The organism is Nostoc sp. T09 (assembly GCF_002154695.1).
Classification (GTDB): Bacteria; Cyanobacteriota; Cyanobacteriia; order Cyanobacteriales; family Nostocaceae; genus Aulosira.
Genome location: NZ_MTAV01000059.1, coordinates 1 through 22,851, shown reverse-complemented (window position 1 = coordinate 22,851; position 22,851 = coordinate 1). Strand labels below are relative to the sequence as shown.

Here is a 22,851-nt window from a genome sequence, read left to right as displayed (position 1 = left end):
GGCTACGCCCAACGGGGAACGGGAACGGCTCCGCCGAACAGCGAACAAGCCGGGAAACCCGTCCAACGCAGCCGCTCCCCTCCCGCAGCGCTGTCTCACCTTGTCCCTTTTTTATACATAGCGATGAAATTTTTTCATCGAGACTGCCTTGTTGACTCTAAGTAACAGCAAATATTTTGGCAAATGACATTGAAATGGGTAGCAAAATTAGCACTAACAAACCGTAAGATAAACCCGCAAAATCAGCCGCAACTGTTGCATCTAAGATAATTAGAGACAATACCCCGACTTTTACTGCATTTCGGATTTTTTCCGGTACTGGTTCACGGGCAGCTTGGATAAAATTAGGCAAGATTCGCACAGCTAATAAAGCAGCGAATGGTAAAGCGGCGATGTCTTCGACAACCCCTTTCGGGTACGCACTATATTCTACAAAAAATCCCAAAGCTACAACTGCTGTCAGGACTATTGCAATTAACAGTACTGCCACTATTCCCGTAATTTTTTTACCGCCGTGAACTTCTCCTTGGCTAATTGCGGTGATTGCAGCAATGTAAAGTACAGGAATCAGCGCTAAATACCAACGTTCCCAGACGATTGCAGGTACAGCACTTACTCCCAATAATAAGTTGCTGCCACGGCACAAACCCATATTCAATGGGCCAAAAAAGGGATGATGCTTGGCCAGTGAGTCATACAGTAACGCTGCAAAAGTAATGACTAAAGCTAAGATGACACTCAACCAAGAAACTTGGAAAGCTGCCACAATTGCGATCGCCAATAATATACTCCCCAATAAAGCCGCATTTTGCCGAGATACACGACCGCTAGGAATTGGTCTAGATGGCCGCTCTTTTTGATCTAATTCGGCATCGAAAACATCATTAAAAACTATACCGCCGCCGTATAAACCAGTTGTAGCCAATAACAACCAAGCTAAGGGAATTAAACTGGTAGCAGTTGCTTGACCGTTGAGTAATTGAGCAAAAATAACTCCGGAGCCTGAGGCGGCAAAGCCAACTAGAATATCAGCCCAAGCAGTAACAATGTTAGCTGGGCGCATCAACTCTAAATACCCCCGCCAGTGTTGAAAATTCAAACTTGCAACATTCACTGGTTTGTTTCCTTTTTGTCAGTTGTCATTTGTCCTCTGTTACAAAGTTGAGGCAGTCTGTTGGCGGGGTTACCCCGCTTAAAGGAACTGCCGTCTGATGCCTGCGGCAACCCCTTCAGCAGTTGCTCATAGGGGAAAACCACGCCAGTTGCTACAACGGAGGGAACCTCCGCAACGCACTGGCTCCCCAAGACTGGGCTGCCAACGCTCTGACGTCGCTACTGCTACGCTAACACCATACAACGGGCTAGACTTTGCTCTTTGTCATTTTTTATTCTCCGCGTCCCCCCGTCTCTTTGTCTCCCTCATCCCCTAATCCCCAATCCTTCTACTCAATCAGCACATAGTCTGCAATTGACTTAATCCCTGGTTCCTGTCCCCGTAAAACAGAATTACCGTTGAACATCTGACGCTGATCGGTAGATTCAGCATTTAGCCAGTCTGATGCTTTTATTTGACCAGTTTGACCATAAGCAAATAGAGCATTTTCGTAACATACTGCTCGTACATATTCTTCTGGAATGCCTGTTTCTAGCATTAATTTAGCTGTTTTCGGGACTGCTAATGGATCGCTAACACCCCAATCGGCACTACTATCTACAATGATGCGATTGTATCCATACTGACGGACAATCTCTACCATTCTGGCGTTACCCATCTTAGTTTTCGGGTAAATTGTGAAAGCTGCCCAAAAGCCTCGTTTTAAAACTTCTTCAACGGTTTCTTCGTTGTTGTGGTCAATAATTACTTGTGAGGGATCTAGTCCATATTCAATGCAACGATCCATGCTGCGGCTGGCACCCTCCTTTTTATTACGGTGGGGGGTATGAATCAATACCAGCATATCGAGTTCTTTGGCTAATGCTAATTGTTGGCAAAAGTATTTATCTTCTGCTTCTGTCATGTCGTCATAGCCAATTTCTCCAATGGCAACAACTCCCTCTTTGCAAGCATAAAGCGGTAACAGTTCCATAACTTCTGCTGCTAAGGCTTCGTTATTTGCTTCTTTGGGGTTGAGGCCGATGGTGCAGTAGTGTTGAATGCCAAATTGACTAGCACGGAACCTCTCCCACCCAACAAGACTGCTAAAGTAGTCTTTGAACGAGCCAGCCGTTGTTCGCGGTTGTCCTAACCAAAAAGATGGTTCAATGACGGCGACAATACCATATTCCCGCATGATTAGGTAATCGTAGGTGGTACGGGAACACATGTGAATGTGAGGATCGATAAACATCATAAAAACTAGGGATTTCTAAGAAATTAATTAACCACAGAGGCACAGAGAAATAGAGCAGAGATTGCTAGTTGAGGCTGTCAATATTTCTTTGACTCTTGACTCTTGACTATGAACATTTGGTGTTATTTGCAGACTGCCTGGCGATCGCGGCTAAAATTACTCCAAGTCAGTTCACCTTGTTGAATAGCTGAGTGCAACTTTGGGTAACGTGAGAGCAGTGCTTGCGCTTCGGGTAAAGGAGATTGAGAGCAGGCTAAAGCTGCTGCTTGTTGTTCAGCTATGTCTCCATCTGCTAGCACTTTTGCCAAATCTGCAATAATTGCTCGATCGGCAAACGCTCCTACGGCTCGCCAAAGTTCTGGTGAAACTGGACGTTTAGCAGCCCAACGCTCATGGGCATAGTTTGCCAACATCCTTGCCAATTCTGGGTTAGCACGGCGATCTAAACCCCAAATCAGATGCAAAGGACTCCCGACAAACAAAGCCTTCAACACCATTTGATTCCAAGCAATATTGTCTAAATAATCTGCCGGATAAGGATTACGTAGTGCTATGGCTTGAAAAACATTACTCATATTGCTGCGAATGCCTTCAGCAGCGCGTTGGCGATATAGCTCTGGATGAGGCAACAGGGGCAAACTTTGATACAGCGCAATCAACTCCCCCATATCCGCTGTACTGTAAACTTGATCGAGCGATCGCACGTAATCCTCGGTATGATTGTGAGGTAAAGCAAGTACCAAGAGTGTCCGACCCGCTTGATCTACAGTCCAATCACCAGGAAACCAACCAGGAACGAGGTCATGGGCTGCTGCTAAGTCTTGGGGTGTTAGCTGCAAATTATCTTTACCTAAATAACGCGGTACAGCACTAAAAGACGTGAAAAATACCCGCTCAGGAGCGCCGTTGGCAATCTGTGCCTGTTTTGGTTCCAGCCAAGCTAGTGCTTCTTCGGAAATAGACTGTCCTAGCCAGTCATGCAACAACTTGTTTACGCTACTCATGATTAATGCAAAAAAGTCCTTAAGTGTTTTCTATGACAAACTCAAGTTAAAATTCGCCCATTAAAAAAATAATTTATTAACTCAGAGAATATTTTTCTTAATATAGGAAAATTACTGAGATGTATAAAAAGAATACTTTCAAACTTTACTAAATCTACAAAAATCTCTAAGCTTTAGATAAGATAATGTAAAGTTGAGGTTGTGAACCGTTAAAATATAAAGCTATTTTATATAGAATAATTTTACTTCTTACTTCAACAACCATATTTAGAGCTAAACTCAAAACCCAAAGTTAAAGCCTGAGGCAGATTCAAGTAATAATGTGTTTCTTAACTGCATATAATATCAATTAAATCCAGTTAAACCACTTTCTGAGCGAAGTTACAATTTCTCTAAAGCATTTCAGTACATTTAATACTGAAACGCATTTTTTGTGATGATTTATCATCAGAATTTAGATGCATCTTTTAGTAGATGCTAAAAATCAAAACTTTGAAAATAATACTTAAAAATAATTAAATTGAAATGCTAATTACACACAAGCCTGCTGTTAAACTGCAATCAATTAAGCAATCTGTTTGTGTCAACTTTAACTATGATGTTCACTTTACTAATGGTCTGTTTCAGATAGACAATCCTTTACTAGCGCAGGTGATTGCCGCAGATGGAGACATAAGCCCAAAAAAAGTTCTAGCAATAGTAGATGGAGGATTGTTAAAACATCAGCATGGGTTATTAAATCAAATATCAATTTATGCCCAGTTTTATGCAGATGTCATAAATTTAATTGATGAGCCTATCATAGTTCCGGGTGGAGAAATAGTTAAGAACGAACCAAGATTTGTAGAACAAATTCATCAGATGATCGATGCAGACGGATTATGCCGCCACTCCTATGTATTAGGGATTGGGGGTGGAGCCTTATTGGATATGGTAGGATATGCAGCGGCAACAGCTCACCGAGGAGTTCGACTGCTACGGGTGCCGACTACAGTATTAGCACAAAACGATTCGGGTGTAGGAGTAAAGAACGGAATTAATGCTTTTGGCAAGAAAAACTTTCTCGGCACATTTATGCCGCCTTATGCAGTATTAAATGACTTTAAGTTTCTCACTAGTCTTGACGATCGCGATTGGCGATCGGGTATTGCAGAAGCCGTGAAGGTAGCACTAATCAAAGATGCAGATTTCTTTCAGTTCATTGTGACTTATGCGGATAAATTAGCTGCCCGCGATCTGAAAGCGATGGAAAAGCTAATTTATCGTTGTGCCCAATTGCACTTAGAGCATATTGCCACTAGTGGCGACCCCTTTGAAAAGGGTTCATCACGCCCTTTGGATTTTGGACATTGGGCAGCTCATAAATTAGAACATGTTACAGATTACAAATTACGTCATGGCGAAGCCGTTGCGATCGGTATTGCTTTAGACAGCACCTATTCCTATTTAACTGGGCTACTATCACAATTAGAATGGCAAAGTATTTTAGGTACACTTAAGAAATTAGGATTTACCTTGTACTTATCTGCACTGACAGAGCAATTACATCAACCAGATCATCCTCATCACTTATTTAGAGGAATTACAGAGTTCCGCGAACACTTAGGTGGAAAATTGTCAATTACTCTTCTTCAGGGAATTGGACAAGGAATAGAAGTTCACCAAGTCGATTTATGTGTTTACAAAAAAGCTATTTCGATGGTACAAGATTGGGAACTTTCCCATTCCTGATAGGACCTCCCAATTAAAAAAAGAGCAAAATGGGGGCAGGAAATTAATCATTTTAACGTGAGTTCGACGGCACTAAAAAACGGCAGGAGGCAGTGCAGGCAAATCTTTTGGGTAAATGTCAATTGAGGGTTTTTTGGGCAGATAGGTGTAAGCAGCCAAACCAGCCATCAAGTTGACCAAAAAGTTAAATATACTACGATGTCGAGAATGTTCTATTTGACACATATTTTTCAGATGGTCATTGACCGACTCAATGACTGCTCGCTTGCGTAAAAGAATTTTATCAATCAGTTTTACCAAGCGGTTTTTCATCTTCTTCTTGGATTTGGTAACTAACTGTAATCCCCGTCCATATAATTCTTCAAATAATTTTTGGGAGATATATCCTCGGTCGCCAAATAGTTTACCAATTAGATCCTTTGTCATAGCTGGGACTGGCACTCTGTCATCAACGTTTGCCGAAGTCAGCTTGAATGCAAGCAATTCTCCACAGTCGTTAATAATCAAATGAAGTTTAAAACCAAAGTGCCAACCCACAGAATTTTTACCCCATTTGACTAATCCTTTAAATACCTTGTGTGCGTGTGCGCGGCATCGATGACAAACTTCAATCGGGGTTGAGTCAATAAAACTAATCCCCGTAACCTCTCCCGTGCGTGTATGTAAGAAACAACACAATAACATTAAACACCAAGGCATCAATTCCACAAACCAGGTGTAATATCATGTCCGCTAAATCAGTTGCAATATGTCATTGCGAGCGAAGCGAAGCAATCGCAAAGGTGTTGGGATTGCTTCGCTTCGCTCGCAATGACAAGTGTTCAACCGGACATGATATAACTCACCAAGTTGGGAAATGCTCCACGCCAGCTTTCTAACACATGCAACGTGTAGAACTCCTTGAAAGTCTTATAACCACTACCATGAAATGCAATGGCTATTGTCATCACCTCTGATAAATGCATCCTTGATTTACTACGCCGTTCTCCTGTTGTTGATGGTAGCTGTGGTACTTGCTGCCACAAGCTTTCCCATTGATTGCAGAAATCATCTATGTCACAGAAAATTTGCGTAATATCGAGGCGGGATACAATGGTAGACATAGCCGAGACCTTGATTTTTCTTAAGATATTTTTAGTCTCGGCCTTTGTTTGTCACTTTTGCAACGATTCTCAATCGTAGCGATCGCCTTTTTGTCTGTCCAGTTGACCAGATTCATACATAGCAAGCTTTTTGCGCTTTCCTATCCGTCGAACTCACGTCATTTTACAGCAATGGTAGAAAGTAAAATTCACTTTCTACCACTTTTGTACTTGGATTATATTTTGGATAACTCCAATAAAGTTTAGGTGTCCGCAATAGCTTGATCTATACAAATCCTCATTTTTTCAGATAGAGTTCGGACATGGGGTTCTCTAAAAATAGAGTCGTGATTTCCTGGGACATTTTGAATATCCAACCTTCCTAAGACCATTTCACTCCAACCCATTTTGGAGTCTACCTCTCGTTTTTCCAATGCAAAGCGCTCTTCGGCTCGGAATACAGTGACTCGGCCTGGATAAACTTGTAGAACGTAATCTCTTGCTGCTTGTTTATTGGCCTCTTCGATTGCTAATTTACGGTAGTTATAAGGTACTGTCCGCCAAATTTTTAAGGACAATTTAAAGGCCAGCTTTTGGAAATTTTCTTGTAGTTTATACTTCAGCCAATAGCCTTTGTTCCTGATTTGCTCTAGCACGTAATTAGTCCCAAGTTTTCCAAGGTTATCCCAATGGTGAGAAACTCGTTTTTGTAATGGCGCTTGTTTAACATAATTTGGTCCAGTGGTATCAAATAAAGCTAAAAACGCTACTTTCTGACCTTGCTTGACTAGTTGTTGAGCTATTTCCCAAGCTACTAGTCCACCAAAGGAGGAGCCACCCAAAAAATAAGGGCCTTCAGGTTGAATAGTTTGTATTTCTTTGATGTAATGATCTGCCATTTCCGCAAGCTTGGTAAAGGGAGCTTGTTTCCCATCCAATCCTCGCGCTTGTAGCGCATAAAATGGTTGATCTTCACCCAAATGGAGTGCTAAATCTCGGTAGTATAAGACACTTAAACCAATAGCATGGATACAAAATAGAGGTGGTTTGGAACCGTTAGGCTGAAATGGTACTAGTGATGACCAAGGTATCGATTTTCCTGAGTTGATGCTAGTGCTACTCTCAACCTTAATAATTGAATTCTTATGTTTATTATGGCTTTCTGGTAAAAATCCTTGCTGGCGAATAATATTAGCTAATTGCTCAATGGTTGAACATTGCAAAATAATAGCTAAGGGCAGATTTAGACCAAATATCTTTTCAATCTGAGAAAACAGACGTACTGCAAGTAGTGAGTTTCCACCTATATCAAAAAAGTTGTCTTGTATTCCAATTGGATGAATACCTAAAACATTTTCCCAGATTTCTGTTAGCTGAAGTTGCAATGGGTCTTCTGGGGTGGCAAAGGTTTTTTCTATTTTAGAATTAGTGGGATTAAGAGCAGCTAAGGCTTGGCGATCAACTTGACCATTAGTATTTAATGGCAGAGAATCTAGGATGACAAAGACAGAAGGCAACAGATGCTCAGGTAGCTTTTGCTGGAGAAAACTCAGTAGTTTATCGCTAACAAAAGTCTCCCTATTCTCACCTTGTTTGAGAACGAGATAAGCAACTAGACGTTTATCCCCAGGCTTTTCTTCTCTGGCAATTACTACAGTGTTTTCTACGCCTGGATATTGAGTCAAAGTTGTCTCAAGTTCTGCCAATTCAATGCAAAAGCCGCGAATTTTTTGTTGTTCCGGTACTGTCAACAGAGGTAATTCAGAAATTGGCTGATCGGGATTAGCAACGATACCTTCGAGTAAAGTTTTGAAGTTTCCCAACATCTGCTCTATGGTAATGGCATCAAACATCTCGGCATTATAGTCAAATACCATGCCTAGACCATTATCCTGTTCTCGCAAGACCAATGTCAGATCGTATTTGGTCTTGCCATGATATATGTAACCAAACAGCGCAGTGATAGTCAAATCAGGCAACTCTACCGATGCCATACCACGACCATTCGACCAAGGCGGATTGAGGGAAAATTTTACTTGAAATAAAGGCGAACTATTGCGACTTCTTTGTTCTGGTTTAAGTTCTTCAATTAGCTTCTCAAAGGGTAGATCTTGATGGGTATAAGCCTCTAAGCAATCCTGACGCACTCGGTCTAACAATTGTCGGAAAGTTGGGTTCCCTGCTAAGTTACTTCGCAGTACAAGGGTATTAGAAAAAAATCCAATCAGCCCCTCGGTTTCAACTTGTCCCCGACCTGCACTGGCAAAGCTAATTAGTAGGTCTTCTTGTCCAGAATAACGGTAGAGCAATAGCTCAAACACTGTCAGCAGAGTCATGAAGAGGGTTACTCCCCACTTTTGACTTAGATCTGTCAAAGCATGGTTGAGCGCCTTTGGCAGCAGCAGAGCAGCGCGATCGCCTTTATAGGTCTGTACACCGTGAGGACGGGGATGATCGTAAGGTAACTCAATGATGGGTAAATTGCCTTCTAGCTTTCGCTTCCAGTATTTTGCTTGGGACTCCAAAAACTCTCCCTGGAGCCACTGATGTTGCCAATGGGCAAAGTCAGCATACTGCACCTTTAAGGGAGGTAAAGGAGAAGCTTTACCCAACGAGAAGGCTTTATATATGGTAGTCAAGTCTTGATAGAACAGATCAGCCGATGCTCCATCACAAACTATGCTGTGCATATTCCAGACCAACAGATGTTCTTGCTCACTCAACCGTAGTAGCATCACCCGCAAAATTGGACCATTGGCCAAATCAAAGGGTTGATGAGCTTCTTTAGTTGCCAGGAGATGAGCTTCCGCCTCCCGTTGTTCATCTGGTACTTGCTGCAAGTCAATTATAGGCAGCGTCAAGGAAACATCGATGGCGATGACTTGGGTAGGGTTTCCATTCACTGCTGGAAAAGTTGTCCGCAGGAGTTCATGGCGACGCACAACTTCTTTGAGACTTTCCTCTAAGACAGCAACATTCAAATTCCCTTTAAAACGCACCACAATTGGCATATTATTTGAGGAACTATCAGGTTCAAACTGATGGAGAAACCATAACCGTTGCTGACCAAAAGAAAGCGACAAGTTGCCATTCCGTTCACAAGCTACAATTGGGGGAATCGGTGAACTGGCGACTGTGGTAATTTGTCGTAAAAAATCTATGATTTCAGCTTTTTGCGTTTTTAACTCTGCCAGTAATTCTGGCGTGAGGCTGTCTTTGGCCGCCCGATAGCGTAAGCGTTCTCCCTCTAGCCATAGTTGCACATCTCGCTGACGTAGCTCAGATAGTAGTTCATCCAATGTTTTCATAGCTCGCCTTCCTCATAATCATCTGCTGTTTCACTCTTACCAGCCTGAACACCTTGGGCTGCCCAACGCAGAGTTTCTACTCGTTGAGCCAAATCTGCTATCGTTGGTAATTCAAATAAATTGGACATCAAGATTTCTACTTGCAAGGCTTGGCGCAGTCGAGAAACCACTTGGATTCCTAGTAGAGAATGTCCACCCAGTTCAAAAAAGTTGTTGTGAATACCAACACGCTCTAGCCGTAAAACTTGAGTCCAAATTTCAGCAATTTGCTTTTCGGTGGGGGTACGAGGTGCTACATAATTACCTTCTAGCTCTAGGCGGACGCGCTCCGGTTTAGGTAGGGCTTTACGATCCAATTTGCCATTAGGCGTAAGAGGCATAGCTTCTAGGATCATGAATGTTGTCGGCACCATGTATTCAGGTAGTCGCCCTTTGAGGAATTGGCGTAATTCGGGAATCAGTTGGTCATTCTCAGCTTGTTTGAGCATGGGGCTATTGGCATAAGCAGCCCAAGACAACAATTCTGTTGGCTGGGACTGGGGAGATGGGATGTTAATAGCCTGTCTTGCTTGCTGATCTAGTCGGATCAACACTGCTTCCATATAGCCATCTTTGGCGGTGTCTGACCATCTGATATCGATTGCATAGGGTAAGTCTTTCCCTAAACCCCAGAGATGCTCAGGATCAATGCCTGCTGAAATCATCTCCAGTTTTACTTGTAATTCCTCCACTGTTGCCAATGTCTGGTCTTGTTTGAGCAATGCTAAAGCTTGCACCTCTTTTTGAATCCGAGCATTGGGAATTCTGCTCAGGCAATAATATTCAGGTTGAGTGGCTTCCAAAACTCGACGGACTTCAGTTAGGGTTAATTGTTCATCCAGCCAATCGTGCCATGTCGGTGCAGAGTTGAGATTTTCTGGTGTGCCAATGTACAAGAACACATCATAGTGAAATTGGGTGGTTTCATTCCATAAGCTACCCCGACGCAGTTGGCAATCAATATGTGCGATCGCTGGAATTCGCTGTTTCAAGGCATAGAAGAAACCTGGATCAACAACAAGTTCATCCTCATTGCGGACTCGATTTTCTACAACACTCTTGAATGTATTAATTGACATCGATTCCGGTGAACGCTTAAGCTGATCCATCGTATGGTAAGTTTCCAGCAGTCCATAACTCTGGACATCACCAATATAAATCCAACCACCTGGTTTGACTGCCGCAACAGCTTTTTCTAAGACTCCCAATAAATAATCAGCGTTGGGAAAATACTGCACGACTGAGTGAATGATCACTGTATCGAAAGCATTTGCCTCAATGCCGCGAAAATCATCAGCTGGCCTATGGTCTAGAACAACCTCTGGTAAGTTTTTCTGGGATGTTTGTAGTTGTTGTTGCAATGCTTGGATGGCTGGGGCTGCATAGTCTGTTCCCATGTAGTATGTGCATTGCGGTGCAACTTCTAGCAATATCTGTCCAGTTCCACACCCAATTTCCATCACCCGACTAGGCTTAAGAGCTAAAATTCTCTCTAAGGTTTGCTCTAACCACTCTTGGGCTTGTTGTTCAAAACCATCTTGATTAGTGAACTGTTTGATGATTGCAACATCACTGAGAGTTTGGTTTTGTAAAGCTTCTCCCGAAGTATTATCTAAAGCTGATTGATAGAGTAAGTCCCACCGTTGATTCCAGTCTTGGACGTGTTGACTACTGATAGCCGCATTCCCCGACAAATCAACATCAGATGCTTGTTTAGCAATTAAGTAACCAACTAAAGTTTTGTCCTCTGGGATATCTTCGCGGACGACAACAACTGCTTCCTGCACAGCCGGATGTTGCGCCATCACAGCTTCAATTTCACCCAATTCGATCCGAAAACCTCGTACCTTGACTTGATAATCGATGCGACCGAGATATTCAATCTCTCCGTTGGGCAAGTAGCGAACTAAATCGCCAGTTTTGTATAAACGTGATTGGGGATCTGCACTGAAGGGATTGGGGATAAATCTTTCGTTAGTCAAATCCGGGCGGTTTAAATATCCCCTGGCTAGTCCTGAACCGCCGATATACAACTCACCTGGGATGCCGATGGGAACGGGTTGTAAATGGGAGTCTAAAATGTAAGTCTGGGTATTGCCTATAGGACGACCGATGCTAATTGGTTTGTCACCTGTGGTAACTTGACAACCAGTAGCCCAAATTGTGGTTTCTGTAGGGCCATAAAGATTCCACAGTGCTGCACCCTGGGGTAACAATTGGTTGGCAAGTTCTCTGGGTAAAGCTTCCCCTGTGGAAATCATCTTCAACTGCGGACTACCCTGCCATCCTGCCGCTAGTAGCAGTCGCCAAGTAATGGGTGTAGGCTGCATAAAGGTGACATTGTGGGTGGTGAGCAGTTTTAATAGTTGATTGCCATCAGCAGCAGCTGCACGACTGGCTAATACCAATTTCGCCCCAACGCTCAGGGGAAGAAAAATTTCTGATACAGCAATGTCAAAGGATAAGCTAGTAACTGAAAGCAGAGTGTCTTTAGCGGTTAATCCAGGGGCTTGCTGAATGCTGTAGAGAAGATTAACGGCATTCCGATGCTCAATTTGCACACCTTTGGGTTGACCTGTGGAGCCAGATGTATAGATGAGGTAGGCTAAGTTATCGGGTGTGACATTACTGCTGGGATTTGGTAATGGTGCTTGGTTGCTTTGCCAGTTAGCATCAAGGTAAATGATTTGGGCTTGATGCTGGGGTAGGCTGTTTTGGAGATGCTTTTGTGTCAACAACACTGGTATTTGAGCATCTTGCAACATGAAAGCTAAACGCTCTTGGGGATAAGTGTAATCTAAAGGTAGGTATGCTCCCCCAGCTTTGAGGATTGCTAATACTCCCACTACCATTTCTAAGCAGCGTTCGACGCACAAACCCACTAGTGCCTCTGGCCCAATACCCAAGCTTTGGAGATGATGGGCTAACTGATTGGCACGCTGATTGAGTTCTTGGTAAGTTAATTGCTGGCCTTCAAATACTACCGCGATCGCCTCTGGAGTTTTTTCCACCTGCGCTTCAAATAGTTGGTGAATGCACAGATTCTCAGGATAAGTAGCTGTTGTATTGTTCCATGCTGCTAACAAGTTTTGTTCATTTACCGACAGTAGAGGCAATTTTGCAATACTTTGATTGGGGTTAGCAACTATACCCAATAACAAAGTTTCAAACTCTGCCATCCGGCGGCGGATAGTCTCAGCATCAAATAAATTAGTGTTGTACTGGCATTCCAGGATAACTTGACCATGTAATTCCGTAGCATTGATAAACAGTTCAAAATTCTCGAATGCCCGTGGATTAGAGAAAAATTCTACCTCCAACTCGGCAAAGGGAAGTTGCTCGCTGTCTAAAGCTTGATCGACATTAAATACAATTGGTACTAAAGGAATGCGGCTAGAATCTCGTGGCAATATTAATTTTTTGACCAGACTGCCAAAGGTAAATTGTTGATGATCGTAGGCATCTAAGACAGTTGAGCGCCGCGTTTGCAAATACTCACTAAAAGATTTGTCGCCATTAATTTGGCTACGTAGGGGTAGTAAATTTACACAATGACCTACGAGATTATATTGCCCTAAAGCAGCTTGTCCGGCGGCTGGAATACCTACAACTAAGTCGTTTTGTCCGGTGATACGCTGTAGCCAGGCCTCGAATCCTGCCAGGATAGTAGTCATGAAGCTACAACCGAGTTTTGTCCCTAGTTGTTTGAGATCTGCAACTAGTTGGGGATTTAACTGCCAATCTTCGCGGGCGGCGTTAAAAGTTCTGATTGGTGGGCGAGGGCGATCGCTGGGGAAATCCAGTACAGGTACAGAGTCAGCGAATTGTTCCAACCAGTATTTTTCTGTGGCGATCGCTTCTGGACTATCTACCTCTTCTTCTTGCAAAATTGCATAATCACTTAGGCGATCGCTTTCGTCTAATTCTGGAACAATACCTTGTAGCAAACCAGAATAGAGTAGACCCAAATCTGGCATCAGTACTGCCCAAGACCAACCATCACAAATAATATGATGGGCAGTCAAAATAGCTAGATGCTCTTGCGGCTGCAATTTGACAATTTGTGCCCGGAACAAGGGGCCATGTTCCAAATCAAAAGGTTGTTCTACTTCTTGTTGCCAGATACTAGCTAATTTTTCCTGTTTCTCCTGCGGTTCTAGGCTAGAAATATCAATAATTGGAATTTCAATTTTTCGGGAGTCAACAATGCAAAGTGTATTGCCATCCGTGCTAAAAGTTGTCCTTAGTGCTTCATGACGTTGGACTAACTGTTGCAGTGCAGACTGGAAAACTGTGGCATCAAGTTCGCCTTTGAGTCGCAGAGATTGGGATTCGTTATAAGCACAATTGGCAGCATCTCCCATTTGTACAGAAGCCCAAATTTCTTTTTGAGATTCAGTAGCAGGGGCGGTTAACAGTAATTCTCCCTCTGCAAAGGGATCAAAATCAACAGCAGCTAATGTGGATTGAAAATTTACAGGTGATAACGTCATAAAAATCTCTTATTTTTCAGATTATTAAATGTGTGTGTATGGGATTTGATATTGATAAACTACTAAATTTCAATACTGGGTAGCTAAGAGTTTTGACTTTAAATAATTACGCATAGGAACTTCTACGAATCTATATGTGAATGATGCAACGAATAAAGTAATCATCAGAAACGCCCCTAAAGCTAGCAAGTCTTCATAGTTAGTAAAACTTTTTCCAAAAATCTCGTTAAATTCATAAGCCCAGAATAGTTTTATTACTTCTTGAATTAACCAGTGAACCATATAAACTGAGTAAGATATGGTACCGATATATAGCATTAGTTGTGAATTTAGAATTTTTGATATCATACTATTGTTACTGACAGCCACAGCTAAAATTAGTAAAGAAAAAGCTGGTAAGATTAGCCAATCATGAACGCTACGCCAATGATGCCAGTAATTATGCATAATCACAATTATCCAAGTTATAGATATTATTGCCAATAAATTTAAGTTGAAATACTTTTGATAATTGCCTCGACGATAGGCTTTGTAAGTGATAATGCCAAGCACGCATTCTAAACCGCATCTAGCTATCGAAGGCACACCGATAATACTATCTAAATTCCCACGGGTAAAAGCGACTAATAATAATATACCCAAGAGAGTGGAAAAATAAATCATCCAATCATTTTTATAACTATTTCTTAATATAAAAAATAATAAAAAGGGAAATATACAGTAAATCACAAACTCTACACTAATTGACCAAGCAGGTTCATTCCAATAAGTATTGCACCAAAATAAAGGTGGGCAATTGAGGTCAAAAGCTTGGAGAAGAAAAATATTGGCAAACAAGGCTGTTAAGTTAAATTTACCAGTAAAACCAGGATTATTGAGTAAGAATATTTTTACTATTTCTAATCCCACAAATAGAGACAGCATAAATATATGTAAAGGATAAATTCTGGCAAAACGCGAGAATAAATAAGAACGGTAGTTATCTAAACTTACTTTTGATACGAAATCTCCGACATAAACGTGGGTCATGATAAAACCACTCAAAATAAAGAAAAAGTCAACCCACAAATATCCATTGCGAAAAAAGTCGCTATAGGCTGATAAAGTTGAACCAGTTTTAGGTAAAGTGTAGTAAGAGAAATGATGTATAACAACAACCAAGGCAGCAATACCGCGTAAAGAAGTAAGCGATTTGATATGCTTATACATTAATAATTTTGCTATTTAATTATTTTAAAAATTTAAAAATATTTCGGTTTTTTGGTGGGCATTGCCCACTCTACAGCTTTACATTCTCAAACAAAGGGTGTCCCGCCAGGTTATGAGAAAACATGAAATGAGAACAGTTAAAATTTTACCGAAAAGCTGAAGAGTCAGCTTGAAGGATTTGTTCGGGAAGCTTCGGATGGGAATTAATTGAACTAGTTTCACGTAGATTCTCAACTGACATACAAAACCTTGATGAATGAGTAAGTAGGTCGGTGTTAAAAATTGTCGTTATGACAAGGCAGAAGGCAGAGGGCAGAAGGGAAGAGGTTTTTAGGCGACTTTACTTTTCGTTACATACTTTGATTTATTTGCACCGTTCTACTTATTTACTATTTAGAAAAATTACTGATTCTCAATATATTTATGTGCGATTGATTTTTTGGCGTTGCTGAATCTGAGTATGAATTGACATTTTTTGATATGCCTAAACAACGATTCTTTGCTTATTTGCGTGAGACTAATTCATACTTTCACTCAGCAACGCCATTTTTTAAAGCACTTTAGGAAACACTTGCGACTTGTAAATATTTCCCAGGACGCTCAGGATCGGGAATATACCAAGAGGGGTTACCTTGCGGATCGCGTCCTAATTTGGCATCAGGTTGGGGTGGGCGATTGCGGAGGCTGTTATTAGTAACGACAACTCCATTTTGGCTGCGGTTTGTTACTTCTACAGGTGGTGCAGCAAAGAAGCCAGCAGCCTGCATTTCGGCAAGAGTTTCCTTAAAGGCTGTCATGACGAAAGCCAAATCGGCTTCGGTATGGGCTGTGGTGAGGAAGCAAGGACGGTGATCCCAAATATGCACTCCCTTTTCCCGCAGCAAGTAAAAGAGTAAATCTCCGTAGAGGAAGTCTGATGCAGGCTTCACCATAAATAGGGAGCCGAAATTATGGACTGTAAAGGGTGCTTGAACTTGCTGGAAATATCCCATCAGTTCTGCTACAAACTTATCAGTTTTGGCATTGAGATTTTGCTGTAAGCTAGGGCCACTCTGCTTTAGATGTTGCAGTACTGCTTTTGCTGCTGCTAGTGCTAAGGGATGGCGGACGAATGTACCAGCAAAGTAAGTGACACCAACCTCTGGAACCGAGTCATCGCCATACTGCCAAAAGCCACCATCTAGAGCATCCATATATTTTGATGTGCCAGCAATGACTCCAATTGGTAGCCCACCGCCGACAATCTTGCCGTAGGTCGCAATGTCGGCTTTGATACCGAAATGAGCTTGAGCGCCGCCGGGATGAATTCTAAATCCAGTCACGATTTCATCAAAAATTAGAGCAATATCAGCCTGTTCCGTGAAATCACGCAATTGCTGCAAGAATTCCTTAGGTTGGTATTCTGGGCGACGGCTTTGCACAGATTCCACCATCACCCCTGCTAATTCATCAGCCCGACTTTTGAGAATTTCTAGAGACTCAGGTGAATCATAATCTAGCACCAAAATGTTCTCTACCTTTTCCGGTGGGATACCAGGAGCAGCGGGAATTGACCGGAGTTGCTTAGTACCACGAACAATCACTTCATCTAAAATGCCATGATACGCTCCGGAGAAGATGGCGATTAAATTACGCCCTGTGATTGTGCGTGCCATCCGCATCGCTCCCAGAACGGCTTCTGAACCTGTGTTGCAAAAGGCTGCTCTGTCAAAGTTGGTCACTTCACACATCAGCCGTGCTACTTCTCCCACTAAAGGAGTTTGGGGGCCGATTTCCATACCAAGTTTTAGTTGTGCTTCAATTGCTTCGGTAATGAAAGCTGGCGACCAACCAAACAAATTCAACCCAAAGCCATTACTTAAATCGACATATTCATTACCGTCAATGTCCCAAAGTTTAGAACCTGATGAACGAGATACCACAATCGGGTAAACCATCTCTTTCATCGTTGGGTTAAACCCAGAAACACTTCTAGGATCTGCCAAATAACGGCGATGAGATTGCGTATATTCTTTGGATTTTTGCGTCCGTTGTGTATATCTTTGGATAAATTTGTCTAGATAAGAACGTTGTGAGGCTGTGAGAGTTTTAGTCTGGGTCTTTTCAATTCGCGCTGCTGCACCAAATACTTTTTTACTACCATTTGACTCAGCTTCTACCGCTGCTTCTGGTTCTTTGCTGGTTTGGTTTGAAGAGACAGTTACAGCGTTTTGCGGCTTGACACTATTATTTTGCGGAGTTGATGCCGTCGATACAACTGGCATTGTTAGGGATAAATTATTGTTACCCAATAACGCCAATTGCTGAGTCATGATTTGTAGCTGCTGATTAATCACAGTTTCGAGGAAACCGGATGCAACAGGTTGAGCAGCAATTTGAGGAGCAGATACATTTTGAGGAACTTGATGCACTATTGGTGATGTAGTTGCAGATATTGGCAATGATGCTTCTGGAGTGGATTCTGCAACGGTTTCTGTGAATCCTAGTGCGGATAAAGTTTCGGGAGATAAAGCTTGATTGATCGAGTTAGCTAGAGTTCCTAAATTTGGACAAACTTCTAGTAACTGCCTTAGTGTCACCTTGACTTTAAATTTTTTCTTCAACGCTAGCCCAACTTGCGTTAGGGATAAGGAGTCTAATCCCATTTCTAAAAACGTTGTCGATTCATCAATACTGGCGATTTCTAATCCAGAGGTTTCTTCGATAACTTCTTTGAGCAAGGGAATGAGCTTTTGCTGAGGAGATGTTGTCATAGTGCTGGTCTTTTCTAAACTTAAGGGATTTGGAAGTTGAGTAGTTACGGTGCGGTTGGGATGGGGTAGCGGATCAATCCAAAAACGTTGGCGTTCAAAGGGATAAGTAGGTAAAGGAATGCGCTGGCGCGTTTCGTCTTGATAGAAATTGCTCCAGTCAATAGTGACCCCTGCTAGCCACAGTTGTCCTACCGCTTTGAGTAATGCAGTCCATTCGGCTTCTTTATCGGCGTTATCACCCAGAGAAGCGATCGCAATTTGTTGTTTAATATCTTTTGCTTGTTGGCGGGCTAGGGTTGAAGTTGTGGTGCGTGGTCCCACCTCTAACAGTACCCGTTCTGGTTGTTGCCATAGAGTTTGTACGCCCTCAGCAAATCGCACAGTTTGGCGGAGATGATTCGCCCAATACATCGGATCGGTGGCTTGCTCATCTGTAATCCAGTTGGCGGTAACTGTAGAAACAAAGGGAATTTGAGGTGCTGATAATTTGACCTGTCCAACTACCTCTGCGAAGGGAGCCACAATACTATCCATCATTGGGGAGTGGAAAGCGTGGGAGGTATGAAGATGGCGACAGACAATCTCTTCGCTTTCTAATTGTTTTTGCAGCGATGCGATCGCCTCTGTGGGGCCAGAGACTACACATAGGGAAGGGCCGTTAATTGCTGCGATCGCTAATTCCGAACTTAATCGTGGTTCTACCTCCTTGGCTGGGAGGCGGACTGAGAGCATAGCTCCTCCCGGTAACTCCCACATTAAGCGACCGCGAGTTGCAACCAACATCAGCGCATCTTCTAAGCTAAATACACCCGCAATACAGGCGGCGACAAATTCACCGATACTGTGACCTATCATGCTTTGGGGTTTGACTCCCCAACTTTGCCACAGTTGTGCTAATGCGTATTCAATCACAAATAATGCTGGCTGAGTAAAGAAGGTTTGTCGTAGAGAGATAGCCGCAGTTTCAGTATCTCCTGGTGCGGGATACATGATTTCTCGTAAATCTTTACCCAGCAAAGGTTTGAGGATTTCCGCACATTGATCTACGACTTCTTGAAACACAGGTTCGCGGTTGTAGAGATTCAGTCCCATGTTGACGTATTGCGATCCTTGTCCGGGGAACATGAAAGCAATGGCGGGATTGCGGATTTCGGTATGACGGGGATTTACTTGATTGGGATCTAAAGATTGTAGTGCGGTGATCGCATCTGCTGTGTTGTGACAAACTATGTAGCGCCGATAGTTAAAGGCTTTGCGTCCTTGCTGTAGAGTATAAGCAACATCGGCTAAGTTAATTTCGGCGTTGTATTGTAGATGTTGCTGCAAATTTGCTGTTGCAGCATCTAAAGCTGTACTTGTTTTTGCTGAGAGCAACAATAGCTGCTGTGGGCGGGATGGGCCTGAATGTTGAATTTGTGGGGCTTCTTCCAGAACTACATGAGCATTCGTCCCACCTACACCAAAAGAACTCACACCGGCACGGCGCGGAGTTTCACCTTCTGTCCATTCCACTAGTTTGGTATTGACATAGAAGGGGCTATTAGCAAAGTCAATCTTGGGATTTGGCGCTGTAAAATTCAAGCTTGGGGGTAGCTTTTTGTGATACAGCGAGAGCGCAGTTTTAATTAAACCCGTTACCCCAGCCGCCGCTACTAAATGCCCGACATTGCTTTTAACTGAACCAATCGCACAAAATTGTTTAGCATCTGTATGCACTCGAAAAGCTTGCGTTAACGCCTCAATTTCAATTGGGTCGCCTAAAGGTGTGGCTGTACCGTGAGCTTCAATATAAGAGATGGTTTCTGGGTGGAAGTTGGCATAAGCTTGCGCCATTGCAATGGCTTCTGCTTGTCCGTCTACACTGGGAGCGGTAAAGCTCACCTTATCACCACCGTCATTATTGATACCAAGCCCCCGAATTACTGCATAGATGCGATCGCCATCTTGCAGTGCATCTTCTAAACGCTTGAGGACAATCACTCCTGCGCCATTATTGAACATTGTGCCCTGAGCGTTAGCATCGAAGGGGCGACAATGCCCATCACCAGAGAGCATACTGCCTTCTTGAGCTATATAACCGCTATTTTGGGGTGTAGTCATAGATACACCACCAGCCAAAGCCATATCGCATTGATAGTTGCTGAGAGCTTGGCAAGCTTGAATAACTGCTACTAAAGAAGTAGAACAAGCAGTATTTACACTGACAGCCGGTCCTTTCAAGTTGAGCTTATAAGCTGCACGAGTCGTTAAAAAGTCTTTTTCATTAGCTAGCATCGTCTGGAATTCACCGATGCGATCGACAATTTCCATCCGGCCACTAATGTGGTTAGCAAAATAAGTATTTTGACCACAACCAGCATATAAACCAATCAAACCGTCGAAAGACTCTGATTGATAACCAGCATTTTCTAGGGCTTCATACACCAACTCTAAGAAAACTCTGGACTGTGGGTCCATCACCACAGCTTCTGCGGGATTGATGCCAAAGAAGGCTGCATCAAATGTTTCCCCCCCAGGGATGGTTCCTCTAGCTTTGACGTAGCTTGGATCTTTGCAAAGGTTCGGGTCAATACTGGGATCTAGTTCTTCATCTTGAAAAAAAGTTGTTGACTCTACTCCCTCACACAGATTGCGCCATAAATCATCGACATTTCCAGCGCCAGGAAATCTTCCTACCATACCAATAATGGCAACACCATCAATGGGATCTTGATTATCCGATGCTTGCATATTCACCATTGCTTAAACACCTTGTTGATGATTACGGCGACGAGTACGAGCTGCTTGTTGGCGTTGGGCGCGACTTTGCAGCTTGTCATAAGAAGGTTGGCTGTTCTGTTGTAATTGCAAATACTTTGCTAACGCGCCAATTGTTGAATATTGAAATAGCTTCACCGCAGGTAGTTCGGTACTAAATTCCTGTTGCACCCGCGCAGTAACTTGGAGAATAGAAATGGAAGTTGCTCCTAAATCAAAGAAATTATCATCAATCCCAACGCGATCAATTTTCAGCAAATCGCACAAAATACCTGCAAGCTGACGTTCTAAATCGGTTTGGGGAGCAATATACGCTTGTTCGAGTTGCGGACGTTCTCTACTTGGTGCTGGTAATTTATGTCTATCTACTTTGCCGTTTGCAGTTAAAGGTAGTGATTCTAACACTACAAACGCTGATGGCACCATGTAATTAGGTAGTCGTTGCTGTAAAAAGCTACGCAATTGATTATGCGTATATTTACTTTTCTGATGGGGAACAATATACGTAACTAACTGCTTTTCGCCTGTTTCTTGCTGACGTGCTAAAACAACATTTTCCCGAACATCAGGATGTTGAGCAATTTCTCTTTCAATTTCCCCAAGTTCAATTCGGAAACCACGAATTTTTACTTGATTATCAATTCGTCCTAGAAATTCGATATTGCCATCTGGAAGATAACGCGCTAAATCGCCAGTTTTGTAAAGGCGTGTTGTTGAATTGCGATCAAAGGAGTGAGAAATAAATTTTTCAGCAGTCAAATCGGGACGATTTAAATAGCCTCTAGCGAGTCCATCACCAGCAATGTACAACTCGCCAACTTCTGCGATCGCTACTGGTTGGAGGTTGTCATCTAATATATAAACTTGGGTATTGGCAATTGGCCGACCAATCGGAATAGAAGCGCCTGGTTGCAGTGGTAATTTTATAGTGTAGCAACAGGTAAAAGTTGTATTCTCAGTAGGGCCGTAACCATTAATTAGCTGACAGTTCTTTAATGTTTGGAGAAACTTGTCTACATGGGGAACAGATAAGACATCACCACCCGCTAAAAGTTGACGCAAGGATTTTAAAGCATCTATTTTTTCATCAACTATGAGGTGGAATAAACCAGCTGTCAGCCAAAGAGTTGTAACTTGGTGTTGCTGAATAATCTGCCCTAATTCTTCTAAAGATGGTGTATTAGGAGGGCAAATTACTAATCTTCCACCGTTAAGTAAGCTGCCCCAAATCTCCAAAGTTGAAGCATCAAAGGAGATAGGAGCCAGTTGCAGAATTATTTCTTCGTCTGTTAATTGAGCATAATTAGTTTCTTTGACTAACCTAACTACACCACTATGAATGACACAAACACCTTTGGGTTGACCTGTAGAACCTGAAGTATACATCACATAAGCTAAGTTGCCAGCAGTGATGTAAGTGGAGAGGTTCTCTTGGTTATTTTGAGCGATTTCATGCCAATCTGTATCTAAGCAAATTATAGATGCGGTGTGAGTAGGTAATTTGGCAACTAGTTCTTTTTGAGTTAATAGTACCGACACATTAGTATCTGAGAGCATGAAAGCTAAACGTTCTTGCGGATACCCTGGATCTAGTGGTACATAAGCTCCACCTGCTTTGAGGATGGCTAGAAGCCCTACAACCATTTCTATCGAGCGTTCTATGCAGATTCCCACCAGAACTTCTGCACCTACCCCTAGTGTTTGCAGATATTGTGCTACTTGATTAGCACGGCAATTTAGCTCTCGATAGGTAACCTGCTGGTTTTGAAATACTAGCGCTACAGCATCAGGTGTTTTCTCTACTTGCGCTTCAAACAACTGATGAATACACACTTGTTTGGGGTAATCAGTTTGGGTATCATTCCACTTTGCTAGTAACTGGCGTTCTTTGGATTCTTTTAAGATAGATAATCTGAAGCTATCTTGTTCTGGATTGTGTTCTGATAATGAGGTTTTATGTTCCTTGATAAATAATTCGTTTTCAGTTGAAGCTAATGAATTAGTTATTAATTCCATGTTGAAATTTTTCAAAAAATATATTTTTCTAGAAAATATGTGGTCTTTATATAGCAATCCGATTTGATTACTGAAATTATTTACGTAGGGAGGGAACAGGGAACAGGG

The 22,851-nt window shown here is 42.5% G+C and carries 11 protein-coding genes; 1 reads left to right on the top strand and 10 read right to left on the bottom strand.

The window, feature by feature from the left end:
- Positions 1-157 precede the first annotated feature (157 nt).
- From eboC to BV372_RS14115, 3 genes are all read right to left on the bottom strand, one after another.
- The gene (gene eboC, locus BV372_RS14125; protein ID WP_373270767.1) at positions 158-1,114 is read right to left on the bottom strand and encodes a UbiA-like protein EboC; all 957 of its coding nucleotides are present in this window, start codon (positions 1,112-1,114) and stop codon (positions 158-160) included.
- Between the two features lie 328 nt (positions 1,115-1,442).
- A complete protein-coding gene (locus BV372_RS14120; RefSeq protein WP_086687137.1) occupies positions 1,443-2,351 on the bottom strand; it encodes a TatD family hydrolase in 909 nt (302 codons plus the stop codon).
- A 122-nt stretch (positions 2,352-2,473) separates the two neighbouring features.
- Positions 2,474-3,355 carry an EboA family metabolite traffic protein gene (locus tag BV372_RS14115; protein WP_086687136.1) on the bottom strand — a complete coding sequence of 294 codons (882 nt, stop codon included), beginning with the start codon at positions 3,353-3,355 and terminating at the stop codon, positions 2,474-2,476.
- 525 nt (positions 3,356-3,880) lie between these two features.
- Between BV372_RS14115 and BV372_RS14110 the strand changes: the two genes are divergently transcribed.
- On the top strand, positions 3,881-5,086 hold the full coding sequence (locus BV372_RS14110; protein WP_086687135.1) for a 3-dehydroquinate synthase: 1,206 nt from the start codon (positions 3,881-3,883) through the stop codon (positions 5,084-5,086).
- Between the two features lie 72 nt (positions 5,087-5,158).
- Here BV372_RS14110 and BV372_RS14105 read toward each other — a convergent pair whose 3' ends face one another.
- The 7 genes from BV372_RS14105 to BV372_RS14075 all read right to left on the bottom strand — a co-directional run bounded on the left by BV372_RS14105 (position 5,159) and on the right by BV372_RS14075 (position 22,743).
- Positions 5,159-5,794 carry an IS982 family transposase gene (locus tag BV372_RS14105; protein ID WP_256973214.1) on the bottom strand — a complete coding sequence of 212 codons (636 nt, stop codon included), beginning with the start codon at positions 5,792-5,794 and terminating at the stop codon, positions 5,159-5,161.
- Between the two features lie 113 nt (positions 5,795-5,907).
- Positions 5,908-6,189, bottom strand: a complete 282-nt coding sequence (locus BV372_RS37600; protein ID WP_256973213.1) for a hypothetical protein — start codon at positions 6,187-6,189, stop codon at positions 5,908-5,910.
- 242 nt (positions 6,190-6,431) lie between these two features.
- Positions 6,432-9,476, bottom strand: a complete 3,045-nt coding sequence (locus BV372_RS14095) for a condensation domain-containing protein (RefSeq protein WP_086687134.1) — start codon at positions 9,474-9,476, stop codon at positions 6,432-6,434.
- A complete protein-coding gene (locus BV372_RS14090; protein ID WP_086687133.1) occupies positions 9,473-14,008 on the bottom strand; it encodes a non-ribosomal peptide synthetase in 4,536 nt (1,511 codons plus the stop codon). The genes BV372_RS14095 and BV372_RS14090 overlap by 4 nt, the downstream gene beginning before the upstream one ends.
- Positions 14,009-14,077: 69 nt before the next feature.
- Positions 14,078-15,217 carry an acyltransferase gene (locus BV372_RS14085; RefSeq protein ID WP_256973212.1) on the bottom strand — a complete coding sequence of 380 codons (1,140 nt, stop codon included), beginning with the start codon at positions 15,215-15,217 and terminating at the stop codon, positions 14,078-14,080.
- Between the two features lie 560 nt (positions 15,218-15,777).
- Positions 15,778-20,700, bottom strand: a complete 4,923-nt coding sequence (locus BV372_RS14080; protein WP_256973211.1) for a type I polyketide synthase — start codon at positions 20,698-20,700, stop codon at positions 15,778-15,780.
- 12 nt (positions 20,701-20,712) lie between these two features.
- Positions 20,713-22,743, bottom strand: coding sequence for an amino acid adenylation domain-containing protein (locus tag BV372_RS14075; RefSeq protein WP_086687130.1), 2,031 nt, complete (start codon positions 22,741-22,743; stop codon positions 20,713-20,715).
- Positions 22,744-22,851 lie beyond the last annotated feature (108 nt).

What these genes read in the sequence shown, in the direction of transcription:
- BV372_RS14080 (WP_256973211.1), bottom strand. Translation starts at nt 20,700, where the DNA reads ATGCAAGCATCGGATAATCAAGATCCCATTGATGGTGTTGCCATTATT.
- BV372_RS14115 (WP_086687136.1), bottom strand. Translation starts at nt 3,355, where the DNA reads ATGAGTAGCGTAAACAAGTTGTTGCATGACTGGCTAGGACAGTCTATT.
- BV372_RS14085 (WP_256973212.1), bottom strand. Translation starts at nt 15,217, where the DNA reads ATGTATAAGCATATCAAATCGCTTACTTCTTTACGCGGTATTGCTGCC.
- BV372_RS14075 (WP_086687130.1), bottom strand. Translation starts at nt 22,743, where the DNA reads ATGGAATTAATAACTAATTCATTAGCTTCAACTGAAAACGAATTATTT.
- BV372_RS14110 (WP_086687135.1), top strand. Translation starts at nt 3,881, where the DNA reads ATGCTAATTACACACAAGCCTGCTGTTAAACTGCAATCAATTAAGCAA.
- BV372_RS14120 (WP_086687137.1), bottom strand. Translation starts at nt 2,351, where the DNA reads ATGATGTTTATCGATCCTCACATTCACATGTGTTCCCGTACCACCTAC.
- BV372_RS14095 (WP_086687134.1), bottom strand. Translation starts at nt 9,476, where the DNA reads ATGAAAACATTGGATGAACTACTATCTGAGCTACGTCAGCGAGATGTG.
- BV372_RS14090 (WP_086687133.1), bottom strand. Translation starts at nt 14,008, where the DNA reads ATGACGTTATCACCTGTAAATTTTCAATCCACATTAGCTGCTGTTGAT.
- BV372_RS37600 (WP_256973213.1), bottom strand. Translation starts at nt 6,189, where the DNA reads ATGTCTACCATTGTATCCCGCCTCGATATTACGCAAATTTTCTGTGAC.